Origin of the sequence: Salipaludibacillus sp. CUR1 (assembly GCF_021028955.1) — a bacterium.
Classification (GTDB): Bacteria; Bacillota; Bacilli; order Bacillales; family Salisediminibacteriaceae; genus Salipaludibacillus.
In genome coordinates, this window is record NZ_JAIWPE010000066.1 from 1 (window position 1) to 4,277 (window position 4,277).

The following is a 4,277-nucleotide window of genomic DNA, read 5'->3' on the forward strand; positions in this document are numbered from 1 at the left end:
ACGGTCAACATCCTTTGGGTCTCTTTTTTCCTTTCTGCAGCTTTTTAATGACAGTATACTCGACAAATCCCGGACAGACAACGCTGTCAGCAATCAGTCATTTATAGCTAGCAGAAACAGTATCTGAACAATGGGAGTTCTTTTCTTTCGATTTTCCCTATAAAACGAGGGAAGGCGAACTATATGCGAAAAAACGCTCAAACCTCAAAGAGGGATATTTAGTGAGATACGCGGACGATTTTAAAATCCTCTGCCGAGATTGGAAAACTGCCCAGAGATGGTTCCATGCCGTAAGGCTATACCTTAAAGAAAGATTGAAGCTAGATATTTCACCCGAGAAGTCTAAGATAATCAACCTTCGTAAGAAGGAATCAGAGTTTCTGGGTTTTACCATTCGGGCGAATAGAAAAAGAAAAACGAGAGTAGCACACACAAAAATAAAAGAAAGCAAGAAACGAAACATCAAAGCACGAGCGAAGGAACTTATTCAAAAGTTAAGAGCATCGCCCACATCAAAAAACGCGCTACTCTTTAACAGTTTTGTCTTAGGAACTCACAACTATTTCAATCGTGCAACTCATGTTTACGGAGAGTTCTCACGTATTGCCTACCAACTGAAAGCTTTCATATACAATCGTTTAAAAGATGTCGGGAAATATGGACATCCCTCTAACCCACCTCCGACCTACAAGAAATTTTACAGCCAAGGAATGAAAACATTTAAGGTCTGTGGAGTATATCTCTTTCCACTTGCTGATGTGAAGACAAGTAATAGTATGAACTTCAGCCAGAGTTTAACGCCATTCACGAAAGAAGGACGTGAAAGAATATACAAGAAACTTAGAGGGGATATCCAATATGAGATTTCTATCCTAATGAAATCAAAAATTCCGACACGGAGTGTCGAATATATGGATAATCGGATTAGTCGTTACAGTATGAAACTAGGCAAATGTGAAATCACAGGAATGTTTCTCACTGCCAGTGAGGTAAACTGTCACCACTATACCCCGGTACATCTTGGAGGAGATGACAAGTTTAACAATCTTCGCATTCTCCATCAGGAAGTACATAAAATTATCCATTTAAAAGATACATCGATGATAGAATCACTAACAAATAAACTGAAATTAACCAAACCACAAATCAAAAAGATTAATAATTATCGAAAAAACAGTGACCTGGACCCAATACAGTAAATAGTAATTCTAAATCAACGAGTAACATGGAACTTATAATCTAACACATTCAGATAGATGGCGCGCCGTATGCGGTGAAAGTCGCACGTACGGTGCAGAGCAGGGGAAAAGCTGGAGATAACTTCAAATGCTTACCTATTGCTACTTAGTTCAACACCATTTTCCAGAAAACTGGTACAAAAAAGAGCTGGAACATTGCAACTCGCTAATTCCACTAAAGCACCCTTTAAGTACATTTCTTCACAAGGTTATCGCAGATCGTATCTAGAAAGAAAACTATCATATTTTTAGGAGTTTTACATATTCACCTTATTCGCCTTCACCGATACAATTTATTACACTTCCAAATTCACTTAAATTAAATAAAAATTGTTCTTAACCTTAAAAATTATTATAGATAACGAGGTGGTGAAACCTTTTTCACAAAAAATATTCCATCAAATTGCTCTGATGGAACAATCAATTTTTGCATCGTTCCATGCTCTAAGATAAGCGTTTTTTTAAATATCCACTTATTAAATGGTTGTGGCGTGACATTTGAGAAATCAAGAAACGAAATCGAGGAATCTGTATGGCTCATATAATCCTCTAGACTTTTTTTTGGAGGATGGGCAATTTTATAGACGGTTCGGTTCATTAATGCAGCCTCTCCTTCATACATAAAGAGTCCAATGTAATAGGAGTCATCCATCAACGCTTTGCTTATTAATGAACCCATAGGTCTATACTTAGTAATTGTTTGGTAATTTTTATATATATGAGCATTGTGAGCCCAAATGATTATCTTTTCATTCGGATATAATTCATTACAAACCCATTCTAAGTTAGCTGCCATTATTTGATCTCTAAATTTGGAATAGTCTCTGTTGTTATCAATTAAATGATTAAAAAATAGGCGTTTGTTATCCAATCCCTTCTGAATTACTTTATAAGGCACGTCCAAACCATTATTAATAAAATCTTTTTTCAAATCAATTAATATATGATGTAATCGATCTATAAGCTCATTTTGTTCTTTTTGAATGGATTTATATTTGTGGAAAATATCTTTAGGTACTCTTTTTCTTCTTGCTTTATATTTACCAATACGATAATACCAATCAAAAGTCACTTTTTCCACATTTTGTATATTTTGTTTGAATTCTAAGGGAAAATCAATATTTAATGCGTCTAAAAATTCAATCATCATACTTTGTTTAGTGGTGGGTTGAAAATCAAAACCTATAAGTTTCAACTCTATATTTTCTTTTATTAATTCAAATAATGGATATGTTTCTTTGGTTTTCCACACCGAGAAAACAGAATTATCCATTAATTCACCAACTGAAAGTTCATCTTTCTCATAGTTCGATGTAAAACATTCAGTTAACCCGCTTTCGAATGCAATCACTTTGAAGCCCATTTTATGATAGAGAAAATCAATTAATTTGGTTTTGATAATATTATGCTCAGCAATCCCATGACCATTTTCGCCAAGCCAAACAATTCTCTTATCTTCTAGAATCTTAACTAAAAAAGAAAACTCATCCCCTCTGCATTCGGTCAATGTATCTACGAGATTAGCGTTTTCCTTTATCCACTCTACCGACTTTTTATATGTTTTCTTTTTTGATTGAAAATATGACATCCTTTTCCCCCTATAGTCTCTTCTAATTAATTTGATAGGAGAGTACTTATATTCAGCTCTTCTCCCCGTTTAAGTGAAACAATTCACAAAATAGTGTGTTTTCTATTATCATATTAACATAAATTTTCCAATTAATAATTGATTTGTATTAACGTTCTGATAAAATCATTGCACTACCGTTCCAACAATCTGTCATGATTTTTAACTATCATTATAAAAATAGTCATATCACTTCAAACATTATAAAGAGAAAGCATTTGTTGCGCAGTATGTGTCTACTACGGCGCAAACTACTGACGATTCTCTTCTATAACTGCCTGGGTTTGTTCACAACATAAACTGACACTTTGTTAAGGATTCCCTTCCCTTAGTGCACAACGGATGCGACTGGCTGTCCCGCTAAAGTTTTCCATTACTTGAATATGGTCATTTATTCCTTTTTGGTTTTTAGAAACTGAACAAACCAGTATAATGCTACCTAAGGTAAGTTTTTTTACAAGTAAGGTATAACAATAACTAAAATATATAATATTCTAATGGAAGGGAGGAATATTCAATGGATAAAGAAAAACGTGTACCTTGTAACTCTGAAAATAATGATAGTGAAAAAGAAAGTCGTTTGGTAAGAGGTTTGAGGGAGAGAGGTGTTGAGGTCAGAAAAGCTCGAACAGTCCAAGAGAAATATAAAGGCCCTATTTTTGGTAAGATAAAATAATCATTTACCACCTTTATTTTTAAGGTGAGCTTCGGCTGGGCTGGATGGCTGCTTATTCTCTTGCTGAAATTAGTTAGAGTTTATTGTTTTATTACAATATTTTCCTATGGGTGAAACTCATGGCAAATTATGGGAAGTACTTAATATTGATATTATCAACGGTTGAACGGGACCTTTGAATGTTATCAATAATAATTCGGTTAACTCCAGCCGGTATTATGAATATTAGATTTTTGTTATGAATTTACACAGAAATAAAATAAAAATTATTTGCACAACCAGGACAACCACCTTGGTTTTTTCTTACTTTCCTTTTTTTTGATTGTTGATTTTAGAAATCCTCCGTATTCTCCACCTGGTCCTCCAGTCTTTTTTATCACTAGCCCTTTTTCTTTCATTCTCTCAATGCCTTGTTGAGGTGTCATTTTTTTATTCTCATTTTCTCTTGATTCCATTTTATCTACTCCCCTTCCGTTTATTACATGTAAATGTTCAAAAAATTAATCCAACTTAGAAGTTTCTCATAGGGTTTGTGATTGGTTGTGAGGAATCATTATTTGTTATCAGTTTAGTCTTTCAAATCCCTTCTTCTTTAATCAGTTGTTCATCCACTTTAATTATGTTAGCATACACAACATGTAGGTGTAAATAATAAAATAACACCATATATCGTTATTTTAGTATTTATATATATCATTTAAATAGTAATTAATTATATTGATTTAGTAATATAAAT

Annotated in this window: 4 protein-coding genes; 2 read left to right on the forward strand and 2 right to left on the reverse strand. The window is 33.6% G+C overall.

The features are described from left to right. The first annotated feature begins 221 nt into the window (after positions 1-221). Complete coding sequence (locus K8O68_RS14185) at positions 222-1,199, forward strand: hypothetical protein (protein WP_230897516.1); 978 nt, start codon at positions 222-224, stop codon at positions 1,197-1,199. 391 nt (positions 1,200-1,590) lie between these two features. Here K8O68_RS14185 and K8O68_RS14190 read toward each other — a convergent pair whose 3' ends face one another. Next, the gene (locus tag K8O68_RS14190; RefSeq protein ID WP_230897517.1) at positions 1,591-2,826 is read right to left on the reverse strand and encodes an erythromycin esterase family protein; all 1,236 of its coding nucleotides are present in this window, start codon (positions 2,824-2,826) and stop codon (positions 1,591-1,593) included. 556 nt (positions 2,827-3,382) lie between these two features. Between K8O68_RS14190 and K8O68_RS14195 the strand changes: the two genes are divergently transcribed. Further along, positions 3,383-3,541: a hypothetical protein gene (locus tag K8O68_RS14195; protein ID WP_230897518.1), complete on the forward strand. Its 159-nt coding sequence runs from the start codon at positions 3,383-3,385 to the stop codon at positions 3,539-3,541. Between the two features lie 266 nt (positions 3,542-3,807). Here the strand turns inward: K8O68_RS14195 and K8O68_RS14200 are convergent, their stop codons facing one another. Then, on the reverse strand, positions 3,808-3,996 hold the full coding sequence (locus K8O68_RS14200) for a hypothetical protein (RefSeq protein ID WP_230897519.1): 189 nt from the start codon (positions 3,994-3,996) through the stop codon (positions 3,808-3,810). Positions 3,997-4,277: the final 281 nt, after the last annotated feature.